This window comes from Blastococcus sp. SYSU DS0541 (genome assembly GCF_054050875.1).
In genome coordinates this window covers 176,147-192,710 of sequence record NZ_JBJHAD010000004.1, presented here as the reverse complement: position 1 = coordinate 192,710, position 16,564 = coordinate 176,147, and the positions used below count along the sequence as shown (strand labels likewise).

The following is a 16,564-nucleotide window of genomic DNA, read 5'->3' as shown; positions in this document are numbered from 1 at the left end:
CGTCGCGCCCTCCAGTCGGGGCGCGACGTGCTCCTCCGGGACCCTGCAGGGGGCCGCTCAGGCGGGGGCCAGCCAGACGTGGTGGTCGGGGACGGCCCGGCCGTCGGGGAGCAGTTCGCCGTCGTCGTCGAAGAGCACGACGCCGTTGCACAGGAGGCGCCAACCCTGCTCGGGGTGGCTGCTGACCACGGCGGCGAGGTCGCGCGCCTCGCTGGCTACGTCGGGGCAGGGCGTTGCGTGGTGGCACATGACGGTTCCTCTTCGTCGGTTTCCAGGACGACCGGTCCGGGTTGCGCACCGCGCTCGTCTGACTCCTGGATTCGGCAGGTGTGCGCGCGTCCTGAAGCAGAGCGCGTGAGCCGGGTCACCAATCCACCCGGAGGAGTTGGCAGGTCCTGCCATGGCCGCCGGTCACGCCGGGCATCGGCCCAGGTCGGCCGCGGCGTGTCGGGCCTAGAGCTTGCGCAGCAGCACCCGGCGCACCGAGTGGTCCGCGGACTTCTGCAGCACCAGCCGCGCCCGCGACCGGGTCGGGGCGATGTTGTCCCGGAGGTTCGGGCCGTTCACCGCCGACCAGATGCCCAGCGCCGTCTCCCGGGCCCGGTCGTCGGTGAGGTCGGCGAAGCGGTGGAAGTAGGCCGTGGTGTCCTGGAACGCCGTCCGGCGCAGGGCCTGGAACCGCTCGACGTACCAGCGCTGGATGTCGGCCTCCGCCGCGTCGACGTAGACCGAGAAGTCGAAGAAGTCCGAGAGGAAGATCTCCGGGGCCGACCCGTCCGTGCGCCGGCCCGCCTGCAGGACGTTCAGCCCCTCGAGCACGAGGATGTCCGGCCGGTCCACCGCCTGCACGCGGCCGGGCACGATGTCGTAGGACTGGTGGTCGTACACCGGCGCGAAGACCTCCTCGCGCCCGGACTTCACGTCGGCCAGGAAGCGCAGCAGCGCCCGCCGGTCGTAGCTCTCCGGGAAGCCCTTGCGCCCCAGCAGGCCGCGCTCCTGCAGCACGGCGTTGGGCAGCAGGAAGCCGTCGGTGGTGACCAGGTCGACCCGGGGGGCGCCGGGGGTGGCCGCCAGCAGCGTCTGCAGCAGGCGCGCGGTCGTGCTCTTCCCGACGGCGACGCTGCCGGCGACGGCGATGACGAACGGCACCTTGGCCGTGGCGTTGCCGAGGAACTCGCTCTGCGCCGCCCAGAGGCGGCGGCTGGCGGTCACGTGCAGGCTCAGCAGGCGGGCCAGCGGCAGGTAGACCGTGGCGACCTCGTCCAGGTCGATGCGGTCACCCAGGGAGGCGAGGGTCTCCAGCTCGGCGGCGTCCAGCGGCAGGACCGAGCCCGCGGCCAGGGCTCGCCACGAGTCGCGGTCGAACACCGCGTAGGGCGAGATGGAGCCACGAGTCCCAGCCGTCACGCGCCCCATCGTGCCGTCCACCCCCGGGGCGGGGTGCGCGCGGGTCACCCAGGCGGGTCGGGCCACGGGGTACCGGGGGCGTGCGGAGCCCCGACGGGACGGAGCCGGTCTAGTGTTTCCCCGTGCCGACCCGCCCGGGGCTGCTCGAGTGCATCGAGCGCTACTTCGCCGCCGCGCCCCAGCCGGACGCGCGGATCCAGACCGCCGGGGCGCTCGACGTCCCGATCGCCGATCCCGCCTGGCCCTACCCCGCCCGCCCCCGGCACGACGGTGGCCAGGTCACCGCCGAGGACGTGCGGGCGGCCCTGGAGCTGCAGCGGGCGGTCGGCCTGCCGACGGCCCTGGAGTGGATCCCCGAGTGCTCGCCGGAGGTGGGGGCCGCCGTCCGTGCGGCAGGGATGGCCGTCGAGGAGCTGCCGCTGCTCGTGGCCGACGAACCCGTCGACGTCGTCCTGCCGGCGGGGGTCCGCCTCTTCCTGGTCGGCGCCGAGGACCCGGAGCTGCCGCACTACCAGCACGTGGCCGCGCTCGGCTTCGCCCACCCCGGGGGAGCCGTCGACGTGGAGGAGAGGGCGCCGGAGGAGTCGCCGGAGGCGGTGCGCCGCACCGAGGTGCTGCGCGAGCGGATCGCCGACGGGCGGACCGTCATGATGGTCGCCATCGACCACGGCCAGCCGGTCGCGGTGGGCTCGCACCAGCCCCTCGACGTCGACGGCACCGAGGTGAGCGAGATCGTCGGGGTGGCGACGTTGCCGCGGCTGCGCGGCCGCGGGCTGGGCGCCGGCGTCGCCTCGGCCCTGACCGCGCACGCCCGGGAGACCGCGGACCTGGTCTTCCTGGCCGCCGGTGACGACGACGTGGCGCGGGTGTACGAGCGCATCGGTTTCGCCCGCATCGCGACCACCGCCGTGGCCGAGCTGCCGCCGGGCTGAGCCCGCGCAGGATCAGGAGTCCCGCGGCGTGGGCAGCTGCGCCGCCGCGGCGTCGAGGGCGGCGCGGGCGGCGTCCCAGCCCACGGATGCGGGGACCTCGCTGAGCAGCACGACGACCTTGCGCCCGATCACCCCGACCGAGTGCAGGTGCCGGTTCCCCGCGACGCAGCACATCCACCCCTGCTTGACCGCCGGTCGCCCGGGGACGGCGCCGAAGACGCCGAACTCCTGGTCGAAGCCGTCGGCCGCGATCGGCGTGGCCAGCCGCATCCACGCGAGGATGGCCGCGGCGTCCGCGGGGTGCGCGACCGTGGGCAGCAGCGACAGGAACCGGGCGAGGTCGCGGGCGCTGGTCAAGGTCTGGCCCCACTGGCCGGGCACCGCCGGGGGGCTGGTGGCGCTCAGGCCGTACCGCTCGGCGACGTCCACCACCATCTGCGCGCCCCCGTAGCGCACCCACAGCTGCGAGGCCGCGGGGTCGTCGGACCGCCGGACCATCGCCTGCAGGAGCGCGAAGTCCTCCCGGTCCAGGGCCAGGCGCCCCGTCCGGGCGCGGTGCAGGAGGTCCGCGGCCATGTACAGCTTCACCATCGACGCGCCCGGGATCGGCCGCCCGGCCACGTCGCCGTTGTCGGCCCGGAACGCGGCCGCCCGCGCCGTGGCCGCCTCCGCCGCCCGGGCCGAGCGGCCGCCCGTCGGGTCGGGCTGCCGGGCGACCGCCACCGCCAGCGTGCCCTGCGTGCCGTAGGCCGCCGTCATGGCCGAGACGACCTCCTGGGCCGAGGGCCATGCGGCCGCGGCCGGGACCGGCGCGAGCAACGAGCCCACCAACGAGGCCAGCAGGGCCACCAGCAGCCCGGGAACGGGCAGCCGGCGCACGCGCCCCGGGCCGCGCCGGCCCGGGCGGGGGGACGACGTCGCCATGGCGGGGAGCTACCCACCCGACGGCGGCCGCCGCACCCACCCCACGGTGGCCGCTTCAACGTTCAAGCGGCCGGCGGCGGGCCGTGGCGGTGCGGAGACGCGCGGACGCGGCCGGTCAGCCCTGCTCGTACGTGGCCACCAGGGTCGCGCGGGCGAGCGTGTGCGAGAACAGGTTGAAGCCCAGCACCGCTGGCGTGGTGCTCGCGTCCACCTCGAGCCGGTCGGTGTCGACCGCGTGCACCACCACGAAGTAGCGGTGCGGCCCGTGCCCGGGCGGGGGAGCGGCGCCGACGTACCCGGCGAAGCCGCCGTCGTTGCGCAGCTGCACGGCTCCCTCGGGGAGCTGCGGGGCGTCCTTGTCGCCGGCGCCGGAGGGCAGCTCGGTCACCGACGCGGGGATGTTCGCCACCGCCCAGTGCCAGAAGCCGCTGGCGGTCGGAGCGTCCGGGTCGTAGACGGTGACGGCGAAGCTGCGGGTGCCCTCGGGGAAGCCGGACCACGACAGCTGGGGGGAGCGGTCCTCGCCGCCGGCGCCCATCACACCGCTGACGTGCGGCATCGCCATGGCCTGCCCGTCGGACAGGTCGCTGCTGGTCACGGTGAAGCCCGGCACCTGCGGCAGGAAGTCGTAGGGGTTGGGCGGGGTGGGCCGGTCGGCCATGGTGGTCCTCTCCCTCGGGGCGGTCGGTCGATGGGCGGGGCCGCCGGAGCGTCCCCGTCGGACCCTAGGCAGCTCCACCGCCCGGCGCCCGTCGGGCCGGACGCCCGCAGCGCGCCCGGGCGCCGTCCCAGGACGTGCGCAGCGCCCGGCGCCGGTAGCGTCGCGTCGTGTCCACCACCCGATCGGTCGGCCTCCCCGGCGGCGTCCGGGCCTGCCTGTTCGACCTCGACGGCGTCCTCACCCGGACCGCCACGGTCCACATGGCGGCCTGGAAGCGGACCTTCGACGAGTTCCTGCGGGCGCACGACCCGGCGGCACCGGAGTTCACCCAGGACGACTACAACCGGTACGTCGACGGCAAGCCGCGGGCCGACGGCGTCCGCGACTTCCTCGCCAGCCGGGGCATCGTCCTGCCCGAGGGCGAGCTCGGCGACCCCCCGGACGCCGAGACGGTGCAGGGAGTGGCCACCCGCAAGAACGACCTGGTGCAGCGGGAGCTCGAGGAGCACGGCGTCGAGGTGTACGAGGGCTCGGTGCGCTACCTGCGGGCGGTGAAGGAGGCGGGCCTGGCCACCGCGGTGGTGACCGCCTCGGCCAACGGCGAGCAGGTGGTGGCCGCCGGCGGCTTCGCCGACCTGATCGACACCCGGGTGGACGGCGTCGTCGCGCGGGAGCGGGGGCTGGCGGGCAAGCCCGCGCCCGACACCTTCCTGGCCGGCGCGCACGCCCTGGGGGTGAGCCCGCAGGAGGCCGTCGTCTTCGAGGACGCCCTGGCCGGGGTGGCCGCCGGGCGCGCGGGCGGGTTCGCCCACGTCGTCGGCGTCGACCGCGTGGGGCACGCCGAGGGGCTGCGCGAGGCCGGGGCCGACGTCGTCGTGACCGACCTGGCCGAGCTGCTGGAGCGACCATGACCGAGGGGCGGGCGGTCTTCCCGGTCCAGCCGTGGGCGCTCACCGAGGTCGGGATGGACCACGGCAGCCTCGGGGTGCACGAATCGGTCTTCGCCCTGGCCAACGGGCACCTGGGCATGCGCGGCTCGCTGGAGGAGGGCGAGCCGGTCGTCGTCCCCGGCACCTACCTCAACGGCTTCTTCGAGGAGCGGCCGCTGCCCTACGCCGAGGCGGGCTACGGCTTCCCGGAGATGGGGCAGACCGTCGTCAACGTGACCGACGGCAAGCTGATCCGGCTGCTGGTGAAGGACTCGCCGCTGGACCTCAACTACGGCGAGGTCATCGACCACCGGCGCACCCTGGACCTGCGGGCCGGGGTGCTGCGCCGGTCCACGGAGTGGCGCTCGCCCAGCGGCCGGACCGTGCGGGTGACCAGCACGCGCCTGGTGTCGCTGGCCCGCCGGTCGATCGCCGCGATCGAGTACCAGGTGGAGGTCACCGACGACCTCGGCGACCTCTACGTCGCCCTGCAGTCGGACCTGCTGGCCAACGAGGACGGCGCCCCCGACGGCGACCGCGACCCGCGTGGTGCTGCCGCCCTGGCCCGCCCACTGCAGTGCGAGCTCGCCGCCGGCCGGGGCCGCCGCGCGGTGCTGGTGCACCGCACGAAGCGCAGCCAGCTGCGCATGGCGGCCGGCATGGACCACCTGATCGAGGTCCCCGACAGCTGCACCGAGGACATCGAGGCCGTCGGCGACCTGGCCCGGTACACCCTCGCGGCCCGCATCCCGCCCGGGGGCTCGATGAAGATCATCAAGTTCCTCGCCTACGGCTGGTCCTCGCGCCGCTCGGGCGCGGCGCTGCGCGACCAGGTGGAGGCGGCGCTGGCGACGGCGAAGCTCGCCGGCTTCGAGCGCCTGCTCCGCGAGCAGCGCGAGCTCCTGGCCCAGCACTGGGACGAGGCCGACGTCGAGGTGGTGGGCGACGACGAGCTGCAGCAGGCCGTGCGGGTGGGCATGTTCCACGTCCTGCAGGCGGGGCTCCGCGCCGAGCGGCAGGCGATCCCGGCCAAGGGGCTGACCGGGCCCGGCTACGACGGGCACACCTTCTGGGACACCGAGACCTACGTGCTGCCGGTGCTCACCTACACCGCGCCGCACGCCGCCCGAGACGCGCTGATCTGGCGGCACACCACCCTGGGCCTGGCCCGTGAGCGCGCCCGCGTGCTGGGCCTGCGCGGGGCCGCGTTCCCGTGGCGGACGATCCGGGGCGAGGAGACGTCGGGCTACTGGCCCGCGGGCACGGCCGCCTTCCACATCAACGCCGACATCGCCGACGCCGTCGTCCGCTACCACGACGCCACGCTGGACGACGCCTTCGACCGCGACTACGGCGCCGAGCTGCTCATCGAGACCGCCCGGCTGTGGGCCTCGCTCGGTCACTTCGACACCGAGCACGGCTTCCGGATCGACGGGGTGACCGGTCCCGACGAGTACACGGCCGTCGTCGACAACAACGTCTACACCAACCTCATGGCGCAGCGGAACCTGCAGGAGGCCGCCGCCGCGGTGCGTCGGCAGCCCGCCGTGGCGACCCGGTTGCAGGTCACCGACGAGGAGGTGGAGGAGTGGCTGCGCGGGGCGGCGCTCATGGCGGTGCCCTACGACACCCAGCGTGGCGTGCACATGCAGTCCGACGGCTTCACCCACCACGAGGAGTGGAACTTCGCCGGCACGCCGCGCGAGCACTACCCGCTGCTGCTGAACTACCCCTACTTCGAGCTGTACCGGAAGCAGGTGGTCAAGCAGGCCGACCTGGTGATGGCCCTGCACCTGCGGGGCGACGCGTTCACCCTCGAGGAGAAGATCGCGGACTTCGCCTACTACGAGCAGCGCACCACCCGCGACTCGTCGCTGTCGGCGACCCAGCAGGGGGTCGTCGCCGCCGAGACCGGCCACCTGGAGCTCGCCCACCAGTACTGGGCCGAGGCGGCGCTCACCGACATCCAGAACCTGCACCACAACTCCGGCCACGGGCTGCACATCGCCTCGCTGGCAGGGGGGTGGACAGTCGCCGTCGCCGGCTTCGGCGGGCTCCGGGACCACGGGGGCCGGCTCTCCTTCGCGCCGCGGCTGCCCGAGCGGATCAGCCGGCTGCGCTTCCGGGTGGTCTACCGGGGCCGGAAGCTCACCGTCACCGTGGAGCGGGACCAGGCGACCTACCGCCTGGTGGACGGCGATCCGCTCGACATCAGCCACCACGGCCGGCAGGTGCGCATCGACCACGACGACGTGGTGCTCGAGCTGCCGCCGCCGCCCGACGTCGACCCGGTGCGCCAGCCACCCGGCTGCGAGCCGCGGCGGCGCTCGCGCGGCTGACCGCCGCCGCGCGACCGGAGCCCGGCCCCGCGCGGCTGGGACGACGACCACCGGCTGGGGTCGTCGTGCGCGCTCGGTGACGACTACCGTTATCCCCAACATAGCCCCGGCTCAGCCGGTGGTCGCGCCGATCAACCAGCTCGCGCCCAGAACGAGGGCGCCGACGTCGACGAGCAGGAAGACGCCGACCCACACGATGGCGGGCAAGGGGGTGAGCCGGGCCAGCTGGTCGGCGTCGGAGTCCCGCGCAGCCCGCCGTCGGCGGGCACCCTGGAGCTCGAGGACGGCGCGCGGAGCGGCCAGCAGGAGGAACCACGTCGCCACCGCGGCGAACACCGCCTGCCCGGCCGGCGGCAGCCACCACGTGGCGGCGAAGACGACCGCGCCGGTGACCAGCACCGACCACAGCCCGTAGAAGTTGCGGATCTGCACGAGCAGCAGGGCCAGGAGCAGCAGCAGCGCCCAGAGCAACCCGATCGCGTGCCCGGCGGCGAGCAGGGCGGCCGCACCGAGGCCGAAGAGGGCGGGGCCGGTGTAGCCGGCGGCGCAGGTCAGCACCATGCCGAGGCCGGTCGGCCGCCCGGCGGAGACGGTCAGCCCCGAGGTGTCCGAGTGCAGCCGGATGCCGGCGAGCCGCCGCCCGGCGGCCAGTGCCACCAGCCCGTGCGCACCCTCGTGGGCGATCGTCACCACCGAACGGGCCCGCCGCCAGAGGGTGGGGGAGAGGACCAGCACCGCAGCGGCGGCGGCGGTGGCGAGCAGGACCGTCGTCGAGAGGTCCGGGACCGTCGCCGTCACGCGGGCCCAGAAGCGGGCGAGGACCTCCACGCCCGGGAGTCAACCGCACGGACCTGTCAGCGACCGGGGAGCGGCGGGGGTGTCGGGGGAGGCAGGGCTCACACCGCCTCGGGGGACCCGGCGGACCCGGCTCCGGGCGATCCTGGGTGTATGACGACGACGACCGCCCTCACCCGGGACGACCTCCCGGTGACGGTGTCCTTCACGCGGCGCGCCGACCCGGCGCACACGCGCGAGATGACGGCGTGGATCCGCGCCGGCTTCGGCATGGCGGAGACCTTCCCCGGCTTCCTTGGCGGCGGCTGGGTGCGCTCCCGGCACGACGCCGACGAGTGGCACATGCTCGTCCGGTTCGCCGACCAGACCGCCCTGGACGCCTGGGAGGCCTCCACGGAGCGGCGGTGGTGGCTGCGCTCGGCGCAGGGGCTGGCCGAGGTCACCCGCACCGAGCGGCGCACCGGCATCGAGGGCTGGTTCGACGCGCCCGTCACCGGGACGGTGGAGCAGACCCCTGCACCGGCCGCGCCGCCCCGGTGGAAGCAGGCGGTGACGATCTGGCTGGTGTTCTTCCCGGTCAACCTGCTGGCCACCGTGACGCTGGGGGCGGCGCTCGCCGACGTCCACGTGGTGCTGCGGGTGCTGGCCGTCACGCTGGCGCTGACGCCGGTGATGACCTACCTGGCCCTGCCGTGGATCACCGCGCGCCTGCAGTGGTGGCTGCAGGGCCGGAGCTGGCGCGACCGCCGACCGCGCGGAGGGGACGGAACCTCGTCGACGTCCTGACCCACCGCTGCCACCATCGTCGGCGTGGAGGTCCTGACGACGGTGCCGGCGTTCCTGCTCGCCGTGCTGCTCATCTCGGCGTCGCCCGGGCCGGCGATGGCGCTCATCCTCCGGCGGGCGGCCCTGCGCGGCCTGCGCGGCGCCGTGCCGACGGTCCTCGGCCTGGAGCTCGGCCTCTACCTGTGGGCGCTGGCGGCGGGGGCCGGGTTCGCGGCGCTGGTGGCCGCCTCGGAGGTCGCCTACCTGGTGCTGCGCGTGGTCGGTGCCGTGGTGCTGCTGTTCCTCGGGCTCCGGGCCTGGCGGGCGGCCTGGCGGGACCGGGGCAGCGCTGCGGTCGCACCGGAGCCGGCCACCCCGGGGCGCCGGGGGTGGTGGGCGGCGTTCGGCGAGGGCGTCGTGGTGCAGCTGGCCAACCCCAAGGCCGCCGTCTTCGTGCTGGCGTTCTACCCGCAGTTCGTGCCGGCCGAGGGCCCTGTGCTCGCCACGACGGCGGCGCTGGCCCTGCTGCAGGTCGTCGTTGAGACGGCGCTCTACCTGGGGCTGGCGGCCGCGGTGGCCCGTGCGGGCACCTGGTTCCGGAGGCCCCGGGTTCATCGGCGGCTGGAGGCGATCAGCGGCACGGTGCTGGTCGCGCTGGGCCTGCGGGTCGCCGTCTCGGGCCGCTGACGGTCAGTTGCCCGGCTTGACCGCCTTGCCGCGCTCCTGCTCCGCCTCGTCCGCCTCGTAGGCGCCGGGGATCGCCTGCGCACCGCCGTCGTCGCCCGTGCCGGGCGTGAGCGGCCGGCCGGTGAGGTCCTGCCTGCCGGGGGAGGGGGTGCCACCGGGCTCGTGCTGCTCGTCGGTGTCGGGACGGGCCTCGGTCACGGGTTCCTCCTGCGGCTTCGGGGGCGGTCCGCCGACGCCTACCCCGTCGAGTCCCGGAGGAACCCGCCGCGGTCGGGCGGGAGTCACCGCCCTGGAGCGGCGGGCGCTCACAGCTGCTGGGTCAGGTTGACCGCGTTGCCGTCGGGGTCGGCGACGTGCGCGACCCGCTGGCCCCACGGCATGTCGGCCGACCCCGACGGCGCGGAGCCGCCCAGCTCGGCGACCCGGGGGAGGACCTGGTCGACGTCGGGCACCTCGATGCTGATCAGGACCCTGCCCGGCGGCCCGGGCGCGACGGCCGGCTCCGCGGTCAGCCCGAGGTGGGAGTCCCCGATGCGCAGGCCCAGGTAGAACAGCGGGCCGTCCTCCGGGAAGCGCTCGGTCTCCTCGGCACCGAGGAGACCGACGTAGAAGGCGCGCAGCCGCTCGACGTCGGGCGTGAGGAGGATCGGGCGGACGGCGGAGGACATGCGGGCTCCCGGTGGTCGAGGCGGTTGCTGCAGGGTGGACCGCCCCGGCCGGGGGAAGTGAGCGGTCAGCCCACGCGGTTGAACAGCCAGCGGGCGAAGGCGGCGTCCTCGTGGACCTCGGTACGCCAGAGGACCGACACCCGGAAGGCGCCGGGCGGCACGACCAGCAGCGGGCTGGCGTCGGTGACGGTGTCGTCGGCCAGCACGGGGGAGTCGGGCGTGGGGCCGGGGGACTCGGGCAGGAGGAAGGCGCCGTCCTCGCCGGTGCCGTCCAGCGCCGCGCTGATGAACGCCAGCCGCCCGCTCGGCACCCGCACGACGTCGCCGACCTGGTCGTCGCCCTCCGGGAAGGCCAGCGCGGTGTCGAGGGTGGCCCGGTAGTCGCCGGCGCTCGCCTGCACGACGGCGACGCCGCCGTCATCGGCCCGGAAGACCTCCAGCCACCCCTCGTCGCCGACCTCCGGGTCGGTGAGGACCAGCGCCGCGGTGCTCCCGCCGACGGGGATGCCGGTGAGCTGGTAGTCCAGCCGCGGCACCAGGGCCTCGTACGCCTGCTCGCTCATCCCGCGCCAGGCCGGGAGCAGGTCGCCGTCCAGGGCGAGGAAGGGTTCGCCGTTGGTCCAGCAGCGGCCGACGTGGGTCCAGGTACGGGGCATGCTCCGATGATCGCTCCTGCCCGGGTCAGCCGCCGGGGGCCAGGAGGAGTGGCCGGTCGCGATACCTCGGCGGGCGCCGTAGCGGTCTCGACGCTAGTTGACATAACGTCGATTATCGGCGCTGTGGATCGGCGTCGAGAGGGGGCTCGTGATCACCGGGGTCGCCGCTTCCCGCAGGTGCCCGTCCCGACCGATCGGTCCACGTCCTCCTCGGCGAACTCCACAGGCGCTGGCCGGTCCCGCGCACGGACTGCCGGCGGCCCTGGGGTCGGCGACGCCGGTTCGTGGCTCCCGAGTGGCCGCCGCGGCGTGCCGGCAGCGCCGGCTCGGCCGGTCACGCCCACCGCGGACTCCCCCATCAGTTGATCGTGATCCAGACGATCTTGTGAGTCCGTGGCCCGTCGTGGGATCCGGAGCGCCGTCGACCGCTCCAGGGCTCACCATCCGACCGTGCGCCGCGTTCCCCCCACCCACCGACACCACCGGTGTTCCGTCACTGTGACGTAAGAACGGGGATGTCGGTGCTTCGACGGGCGGCTGTCTGCCGTGGTTCGTAGGCTCGCTCCATGAGAACCCGACGACCGCTCGCCGCACTGCTGACCTCGCTGGCGCTCTTCGGTGGAGGCGCCACGATGACCGCCTGCGGCGACCCGGCCGGGTTGGACCGCAACGACGGGAACACCGAGGACGTCGTCGAGACCGTGGACCCGGAGGAGGCGGATCGGGAGAACCTGCCGGACGTCAGCAACCCGGAGACCGACCAGAACACCGACGACGACACGCAGGACCCGGACTGACCCGGCCGGTCAGCTGGAGCGTTCGCTGACCCAGAGCCGGTCCAGCCGGCCCGTGGAGCGGACAAGGTCGGCCAGCGAACGCTCCAGCTCGGCCTTGGTCGGCCGCTCGTGCAGCATCGTCTGCACGTCCTCGAGGGCGCAGCGCAGCTGGTACAGCCGGTCCTGCAGGCCGTCGAGCTCGGCCCGCGACACGAGCACCACGTCGCCGGGGAGCCCGGCCTTCGCCGTCGCGGAGCGCTGCTCGTAGGCCCGCTGGCGGCAGGCCTGCCCGCAGTACAGCCGCGGCCGCCCGACCGACCCCTGCTGCGGGAGGACCTTGCGGCACCACCCGCACCGCCGCTCCTCGCCGCTCCCCCGGCTGGGGAGCGGGGCGACGGGGAGGGATGCCGTGCTGCCGGTCGCGTGCTGCTGTGCCACGCCTGCGCACGGTAGACGCCGCTGCCGACAGTCCCGGATGACACGCCAGAGCGCCGGTCGGAACGGTGCAGGTCGGTGGGGCGGCGGGCACCGACGGCCGCACCGCAAGGGCCCCGCACGGCCCCGCAGGCCTGCCACTAGCGTGGACGCGTGCCTGCGTCGCGCTTCGCCTTCCTGGACGCGCCGACGCCGTTGGCGATGGCCCACCGGGGCGGTGCGATCGAGCACCTGGAGAACACCATGCCGGCCTTCGAGGCCTGCGTGGAGCTGGGCTACCGGTTCCTCGAGACCGACGTGCAGGTGACCGCCGACGGCGTCCTCGTCGCCTTCCACGACCCCAGCCTGGAGCGGGTCACCGGCCAGAGCGGCCGGGTCGACTCCCTCACGTGGAGACAGGTCTCCGAGGCCCGGATCGGCGGCCGGGAGCCGATCGTCCGCCTGGAGGACCTGCTCGGCGCGTGGCCCGACGTCCGGTTCAACCTCGACGTCAAGGCCGCCGGCGTGCTGGCCCCGCTGGTGCGGCTGGTGCGGCGCATGAAGGTCCTGGACCGCATCTGCCTGGGCTCCTTCTCCGACGCCCGCCTCGCCGCCGCCCGGCGGCTCTTCGGCCCGGCGGTCTGCACCTCGCTGGGGCCGCGCGGGGTCGCGGCGCTGCGGCTGTCGTCGTACTCCCCCCGCGCCGCCGGGCTGGTGCGCATCTCCGCCGGCTGCGCACAGGTGCCGCTCCAGCTCGGCGGGCGCGCGCTGGTCGACGAGCGGTTCCTCGCCGCCGCGCACGCGCGGGGGCTGCAGGTGCACGTGTGGACCGTCGACGACCCCGCCGAGGCCGAGGCGATGCTCGACCTCGGGGTGGACGGCGTCATGACCGACCGGCCGGCGATGCTGCGCGGGGTCCTGGAGAAGCGCGGCCAGTGGGTGCCACCGTCGTGAGCCGGCTCCGGGGCCGGTGGCCGCGCACGCCGCCGCTCCCCGAGGACCTCGCCGCGCTGGTGCGCCCCGAGGACCCCGAGTGGTTCGCCCGTGAGCTCGCCGTCGCGGTCGCGCCGCCGTGGTGGTTCTGGCGCCTCCTGCTGCGCGCGTCCGGCGGGCTGGTGGGGCTCTTCGGCAGGCTGGAGGTCACCGGGGAGATCCCCGAGGAGCTGCGGCGCGGCCCGCTGCTGCTGGTCGCCAACCACATCGGCGACTTCGACCCCTTCGTCGTCGCCGCGGCGCTCCAGCGGCTCGGCGTGACGCCCCGGATCATGGCCACCGGGGGCATCCTCTCGGCGCCGGCCGTCGGCCCCCTCCTCGAGCGCGCGGGCACCATCCGGGTGGAGCGCGGCACCGAGCTCGCCCGGCACGCCGTCCGGGTGACGGAGGTGGCCCTCGTGCACGGTGGCCACGTCGTCGCCTACCCCGAGGGCCGGGTGGGCCTCGCGCCCGACCTGTGGCCCGAACGGGGGCGCACCGGCATGGCGCGGCTGGCCCTGGGGCTGCGGGTGCCCGTGATCCCGGTCAGCCAGTGGGGCGCCCACGAGGTGCTGCAGTACGGCAACGACCTCGGCAAGCTGCGGTCGGCGCTCCGGGCCGTCCGACGGCGGCCGGCGCTGCGGGTGCACGTCGGGCCGCCGGTCGTCTTCGACGACCTCCGGATGGGCCGCGTCGGCGACGCCAACCGCGCCCGCACGCGCATCGCCGCCGCCCTCACCCGCGGGTTGCGCCCGCTGCGCGCCGGCGAGCCGGACGGCCCCGCCTTCGTGGACCCGACCCGGCCGACGACCGCCGTCGCCGCCTTCCCGGGCGGGGTCGTCCCGGAGGACATCCCGTGACCGCTCGCGGCCGGTGCTGGACCGGCGCCCGGCCGCCTGGCAGCCTGCCGCGGTGACCACCGCCGTCCCCTCCGCCGACCCGTCGGTCCCGCCGGCCGACCGCGCCCTCGCGCGCGAACGCTTCGGTTGGTACTCCTACGACTGGGCGATGTCGGTCTTCAACACCTCGGTGACGACCGTCTTCCTCGGCCCGTACCTGACCGCGATCGCGCGGGACGCCGCCGGCCCGGACGAGCGGCTGTCCTTCCTCGGCCTGTCGATCGCGGCGGGCAGCTGGTTCTCCTACGTGCTCTCGGCGTCGGTCGTGCTGCAGGTGCTCGTGCTGCCCCTGACCGGCGCCGTCGCCGACCGCACCGGCCGCAAGCGGGAGATGCTCGCCGCGTTCGCCGCCCTGGGAGCGCTGGCGACCACAGCCCTGTTCTTCGTCGGCGACGGCCGGTGGCTGATGGGCGCGCTGCTGTTCGTGCTCGCCAACATCAGCTTCGGCGCGGCCACCGTCGTCTACTACTCGTGGCTGCCCGACCTGGCCGGTCCCGACGAGCGCGACCAGGTCTCCAGCCGGGGCTGGGCGTTCGGCTACGTGGGCGGCGCGCTGCTGCTGGCCGTCCACCTCGGGCTCGTGGTCGCCGCCGAGGACCTCGGCCTGACGACCGGTGAGGCGGTCCGCATCGCCCTGGCGACGGCGGGGTTGTGGTGGGGCGCGTTCACGCTGTTCTCCGTCTCCCGGCTCCGCAACCGCCCGGTCGCCGCCTCCGCGGTGCGCTCGGGCAGCAGCTTCCGGCAGCTGGCCACCACGTTCCGCGAGATGCGCGCCTTCCCGCTGACGCTGTGGTTCCTCGGCGCCTACCTGCTCTTCAACGACGGCGTGCAGACGGTGATCTCGCTGTCGGCCACGTACGCCACCGAGGAGCTCGACCTGGCGCAGGACGTGCTCACCGGCGCGATCCTGATGGTGCAGGTCGTGGCGATCTTCGGGGCGCTGGGGCTCGGCCGGCTGGCGGGCCGCTACGGGGCCAAGCGGGTCGTCCTGGGCGCGCTGCTGGCCTGGATCGGCGTGCTGTTCGCCGCGTTCTTCCTGGAGACCGGGGCGGTGGCGCAGTTCTACGCGCTGGCCGCCGTCATCGGCCTCGTGCAGGGTGGCACGCAGGCCCTCTCCCGGTCGCTGTTCAGCCAGCTCATCCCGGCGGGCAAGGAGGCCGAGTACTACGGCTTCTACGAGATCAGCGACCGCGGCACGAGCTGGCTGGGCCCGCTCGCCTTCGGCCTCACCTACCAGCTCACCGGGTCCTACCGCCTGGCGATCGTCAGCCTGGTGGTCTTCTTCGTGGGCGGGTTCATCGCGCTCGCGACCCTGCCGATGCGCCGCGCCGTCCTCGCTGCCGGCAACACCCCACCGGAGAAGCTGTGACCTCCTCCCCTGCCGCCGGCGAGCGGCCCCCTCTCCCGCTGCCGGCGCCCGGCGCGGTCCCCGCCTCCGGGGACCGGCGCCGCCACCCGGCGCCGGCGCACCTCCGGTTCTTCCACGGGCCCATGGACTGCGGGAAGTCCACCCTCGCCCTGCAGGTCGACCACAACCACAGCAGGCAGGGCCGGCACGGGCTGCTGGTGACCCAGGGCGACCGGTCCGCGGCTCCCCGGATCAGTTCCCGGGTCGGGCTGAGCCGGGCGGCTGTGGAGATCGGCGCGACCACCGACCTGCGGCTGCTCGTCCGCGACCGCTGGGCCGGCGGTCAGCGCGTCGACTACCTGATCGTCGACGAGGCGCAGTTCCTCTCCCCCGCCCAGGTCGACCAGCTGGCCGAGCTCGTCGACGAGTCGCACGTCGACGTCTACGCCTTCGGGTTGACCACCGACTTCCGGACCCGGCTCTTCCCGGGGACCCAGCGGCTGCTCGAGCTGGCCGACGACGTGCAGCGCATCCAGGTGGAGGTGCTGTGCTGGTGCGGTCTTCCGGGGCTGTTCAACGCCCGCGTCGTGGACGGCGTGATGGTCCGCTCGGGCGAGACCGTCGTGGTCGCGGACACCGCCCCGCCGGAGCTCCCCGGCGGGGGGGCCGGAGCACCTGCCGTCCGGTACCAGGTGCTCTGCCGGCGGCACTACGTGCGGGGCGAGCTGGCCCCCACGGCGGCCGGTCCCGGGCAGCTCGCCCTGCCCTGAGGGGCCGGTCCTCACCCCTGCGGGGGGCGCGCGCGCCGCAGATCCCACCCCATGCGATGATGAGCAGCCGATTCGGCGGAATCTCTCCGCCTTTTCGGTCGTTCACTCCTCTGACTCCCCGATCGCCTGGGTACTGCCCTGGCCATCGGACGTCGAGTCCCGACCGACACGAGCACGAGAGGACGGTGTGCCATGGGTGAGCGTTCCCTGCGCGGCAGCCGACTGGGCAGCGTCAGCTACGAGACCGAGCGGAACACCGCGCCCATCGAGCGGCAGTACGCCGAGTACCGGTGCCCCTCGGGCCACCTGTTCACGGTGCCCTTCGCCGATGACGCCGAGCTCCCCGACACCTGGGAGTGCAAGTTCGACGGTTCCGCGGCGAAGCTGGTCGGTGGGTCCGAGCCGGCGCCCAAGAAGGTGAAGCCCCCGCGGACGCACTGGGACATGCTGCTCGAGCGACGCAGCGTCGAGGACCTCGAGGAGGTCCTGGCCGAGCGCCTCGAGGTGCTCCGCGGTCGGCGTACCCGCGCCAGCTGACGACGGGCCCGCCCTCAGGGTGGGTTGCGCTCACCGTCTTCCGGACGGCCCCGGTGGAGAGATCCACCGGGGCCGTCCGTCGTCG

At 74.8% G+C, this 16,564-nt stretch carries 20 protein-coding genes; 11 read left to right on the top strand and 9 right to left on the bottom strand.

Features of this window, described 5'->3' with window-relative positions; all coding sequences use genetic code 11:
- Positions 1-57: 57 nt before the first annotated feature.
- Together ACI794_RS06830 and coaA are read right to left on the bottom strand one after the other, a co-directional pair.
- Positions 58-249: a DUF5999 family protein gene (locus tag ACI794_RS06830; RefSeq protein WP_456581328.1), complete on the bottom strand. Its 192-nt coding sequence runs from the start codon at positions 247-249 to the stop codon at positions 58-60.
- Positions 250-453: 204 nt separating this feature from the next.
- On the bottom strand, positions 454-1,416 hold the full coding sequence (coaA, locus tag ACI794_RS06825) for a type I pantothenate kinase (protein ID WP_456615963.1): 963 nt from the start codon (positions 1,414-1,416) through the stop codon (positions 454-456).
- Positions 1,417-1,529: 113 nt separating this feature from the next.
- On the opposite strand from coaA, the gene ACI794_RS06820 reads away from it, so the two are divergent.
- On the top strand, positions 1,530-2,339 hold the full coding sequence (locus ACI794_RS06820; protein ID WP_456615962.1) for a GNAT family N-acetyltransferase: 810 nt from the start codon (positions 1,530-1,532) through the stop codon (positions 2,337-2,339).
- A 12-nt stretch (positions 2,340-2,351) separates the two neighbouring features.
- Here ACI794_RS06820 and ACI794_RS06815 read toward each other — a convergent pair whose 3' ends face one another.
- Both ACI794_RS06815 and ACI794_RS06810 read right to left on the bottom strand, forming a co-directional pair.
- Positions 2,352-3,263 (bottom strand): serine hydrolase, encoded by a 912-nt coding sequence (locus tag ACI794_RS06815; protein WP_456601599.1) that lies wholly within the window; start codon positions 3,261-3,263, stop codon positions 2,352-2,354.
- Between the two features lie 115 nt (positions 3,264-3,378).
- Positions 3,379-3,924 (bottom strand): YbhB/YbcL family Raf kinase inhibitor-like protein, encoded by a 546-nt coding sequence (locus ACI794_RS06810; protein WP_456601600.1) that lies wholly within the window; start codon positions 3,922-3,924, stop codon positions 3,379-3,381.
- 167 nt (positions 3,925-4,091) lie between these two features.
- Here ACI794_RS06810 and ACI794_RS06805 point away from each other — a divergent pair, with 167 nt between their 5' ends.
- On the top strand, positions 4,092-4,835 hold the full coding sequence (locus ACI794_RS06805; RefSeq protein ID WP_456615961.1) for a beta-phosphoglucomutase family hydrolase: 744 nt from the start codon (positions 4,092-4,094) through the stop codon (positions 4,833-4,835).
- A complete protein-coding gene (locus ACI794_RS06800; protein WP_456615960.1) occupies positions 4,832-7,192 on the top strand; it encodes a glycoside hydrolase family 65 protein in 2,361 nt (786 codons plus the stop codon). Before ACI794_RS06805 ends, ACI794_RS06800 begins: the two co-directional genes overlap by 4 nt.
- Positions 7,193-7,303: 111 nt before the next feature.
- Here the strand turns inward: ACI794_RS06800 and ACI794_RS06795 are convergent, their stop codons facing one another.
- Positions 7,304-8,020, bottom strand: coding sequence for a M50 family metallopeptidase (locus ACI794_RS06795; RefSeq protein WP_456615959.1), 717 nt, complete (start codon positions 8,018-8,020; stop codon positions 7,304-7,306).
- A gap of 120 nt (positions 8,021-8,140) precedes the next feature.
- Between ACI794_RS06795 and ACI794_RS06790 the strand changes: the two genes are divergently transcribed.
- Both ACI794_RS06790 and ACI794_RS06785 read left to right on the top strand, forming a co-directional pair.
- Complete coding sequence (locus tag ACI794_RS06790; RefSeq protein WP_456615958.1) at positions 8,141-8,773, top strand: antibiotic biosynthesis monooxygenase; 633 nt, start codon at positions 8,141-8,143, stop codon at positions 8,771-8,773.
- A 24-nt stretch (positions 8,774-8,797) separates the two neighbouring features.
- Positions 8,798-9,439 carry a LysE family translocator gene (locus ACI794_RS06785; protein WP_456601605.1) on the top strand — a complete coding sequence of 214 codons (642 nt, stop codon included), beginning with the start codon at positions 8,798-8,800 and terminating at the stop codon, positions 9,437-9,439.
- A gap of 3 nt (positions 9,440-9,442) precedes the next feature.
- Here the strand turns inward: ACI794_RS06785 and ACI794_RS06780 are convergent, their stop codons facing one another.
- The 3 genes from ACI794_RS06780 to ACI794_RS06770 form a co-directional block, all read right to left on the bottom strand.
- Positions 9,443-9,637, bottom strand: coding sequence for a hypothetical protein (locus tag ACI794_RS06780; RefSeq protein ID WP_456601606.1), 195 nt, complete (start codon positions 9,635-9,637; stop codon positions 9,443-9,445).
- 107 nt (positions 9,638-9,744) lie between these two features.
- Positions 9,745-10,107, bottom strand: coding sequence for a VOC family protein (locus ACI794_RS06775; RefSeq protein WP_456615957.1), 363 nt, complete (start codon positions 10,105-10,107; stop codon positions 9,745-9,747).
- Positions 10,108-10,172: 65 nt separating this feature from the next.
- Positions 10,173-10,763 carry a hypothetical protein gene (locus ACI794_RS06770; RefSeq protein ID WP_456601608.1) on the bottom strand — a complete coding sequence of 197 codons (591 nt, stop codon included), beginning with the start codon at positions 10,761-10,763 and terminating at the stop codon, positions 10,173-10,175.
- A gap of 566 nt (positions 10,764-11,329) precedes the next feature.
- Between ACI794_RS06770 and ACI794_RS06765 the strand changes: the two genes are divergently transcribed.
- Positions 11,330-11,560, top strand: a complete 231-nt coding sequence (locus ACI794_RS06765; protein ID WP_456581339.1) for a hypothetical protein — start codon at positions 11,330-11,332, stop codon at positions 11,558-11,560.
- Between the two features lie 9 nt (positions 11,561-11,569).
- Here ACI794_RS06765 and ACI794_RS06760 read toward each other — a convergent pair whose 3' ends face one another.
- Positions 11,570-11,977: a hypothetical protein gene (locus ACI794_RS06760; RefSeq protein WP_456581340.1), complete on the bottom strand. Its 408-nt coding sequence runs from the start codon at positions 11,975-11,977 to the stop codon at positions 11,570-11,572.
- Positions 11,978-12,127: 150 nt separating this feature from the next.
- Here ACI794_RS06760 and ACI794_RS06755 point away from each other — a divergent pair, with 150 nt between their 5' ends.
- From ACI794_RS06755 to ACI794_RS06735, 5 genes are all read left to right on the top strand, one after another.
- Positions 12,128-12,907 carry a glycerophosphodiester phosphodiesterase gene (locus ACI794_RS06755; protein ID WP_456601609.1) on the top strand — a complete coding sequence of 260 codons (780 nt, stop codon included), beginning with the start codon at positions 12,128-12,130 and terminating at the stop codon, positions 12,905-12,907.
- Entirely contained in the window at positions 12,904-13,785 is an 882-nt protein-coding gene (locus tag ACI794_RS06750) for a lysophospholipid acyltransferase family protein (RefSeq protein ID WP_456601610.1), read from the top strand. Before ACI794_RS06755 ends, ACI794_RS06750 begins: the two co-directional genes overlap by 4 nt.
- A 52-nt stretch (positions 13,786-13,837) precedes the next feature.
- On the top strand, positions 13,838-15,193 hold the full coding sequence (locus ACI794_RS06745) for an MFS transporter (RefSeq protein WP_456581343.1): 1,356 nt from the start codon (positions 13,838-13,840) through the stop codon (positions 15,191-15,193).
- Positions 15,190-15,942: a thymidine kinase gene (locus ACI794_RS06740; RefSeq protein WP_456601611.1), complete on the top strand. Its 753-nt coding sequence runs from the start codon at positions 15,190-15,192 to the stop codon at positions 15,940-15,942. The genes ACI794_RS06745 and ACI794_RS06740 overlap by 4 nt, the downstream gene beginning before the upstream one ends.
- 192 nt (positions 15,943-16,134) lie before the next feature.
- Positions 16,135-16,479: an RNA polymerase-binding protein RbpA gene (locus tag ACI794_RS06735; RefSeq protein ID WP_091932539.1), complete on the top strand. Its 345-nt coding sequence runs from the start codon at positions 16,135-16,137 to the stop codon at positions 16,477-16,479.
- The last annotated feature ends 85 nt before the right edge of the window (positions 16,480-16,564 follow it).